The organism is Halomonas ramblicola, from assembly GCF_030409215.1.
Classification (GTDB): domain Bacteria; phylum Pseudomonadota; class Gammaproteobacteria; order Pseudomonadales; family Halomonadaceae; genus Halomonas; species Halomonas ramblicola.
Window position 1 is genome coordinate 1 of record NZ_JAUFPL010000019.1, and the last position, 720, is coordinate 720.

At 66.9% G+C, this 720-nt stretch carries 2 protein-coding genes; both read left to right on the plus strand.

Going from position 1 to position 720, the window contains the following annotated elements:
* The first annotated feature begins 87 nt into the window (after positions 1–87).
* The gene (tnpA, locus tag QWY80_RS08160; RefSeq protein ID WP_290230284.1) at positions 88–456 is read left to right on the plus strand and encodes an IS66-like element accessory protein TnpA; all 369 of its coding nucleotides are present in this window, start codon (positions 88–90) and stop codon (positions 454–456) included.
* Positions 453–720: IS66 family insertion sequence element accessory protein TnpB (gene tnpB, locus QWY80_RS08165; RefSeq protein WP_290230285.1), on the plus strand; the 268-nt coding region annotated here is incomplete at its 3' end. The genes tnpA and tnpB, both read left to right, overlap by 4 nt.

Below are 720 nucleotides of genomic sequence, written 5' to 3' on the forward strand. Positions count from 1 at the left end.
CCGTAACCGCCCGGTGAACACACCTTACACGGAAGGCCCTGGCTGGCGACATTAGGTGCCCATCTATTGTTACGTGGGCACCTATTCATGACTCCCCCAAGCACCGAACGTGAGATCCGCCGCCGTCGTCGCTATGCCCCGTCGTTCAAGGCCAAGATCGTCGCGGCCTGCCTGCAGGGCGATGCCTCGATCGCTCAGGTCGCCCTGCAGCACGGACTCAACACCAACCTCGTCCAGACCTGGATCCGCAAGGCCAAGCACCAGAGCCAGCTGCCGGCCGTGCCGGACTTCGTGCCCTTGCCGGCGCCGCCAGCAGCGGCTGATCTTCCCACTTCTGCTACTGCCTCCGGAGAGATTCGCATCGAAGTCCCCGCGGCGCGGGGCACGATCACCGTGCATTGGCCGGTGGCCGACGCGGCGCAGTGCGCGCGGTGGTTGAAGGGGCTGCTGGGATGATCCGCATCGACGAGATCTGGCTGGCCACCGAGCCGCTGGATATGCGGGCCGGCCCGGATACCGCTCTGGCCCGGGTGGTGAAGGTGTTCGGCGCGGCTCGGCCGCACTGCGCCTATCTCTTCGCCAACCGGCGTGGCAACCGCATGAAGGTGCTGGTCCACGATGGCCTGGGAGTCTGGCTGTGCGCCCGGCGTCTGAACCAGGGCAAGTTCCACTGGGCCGGCAACTGGCACGGCGATCGCGTCGAGCTCTCTGCCGAGCAGG

What these genes read in the sequence shown, in the direction of transcription:
- tnpA (WP_290230284.1), top strand. Translation starts at nt 88, where the DNA reads ATGACTCCCCCAAGCACCGAACGTGAGATCCGCCGCCGTCGTCGCTAT.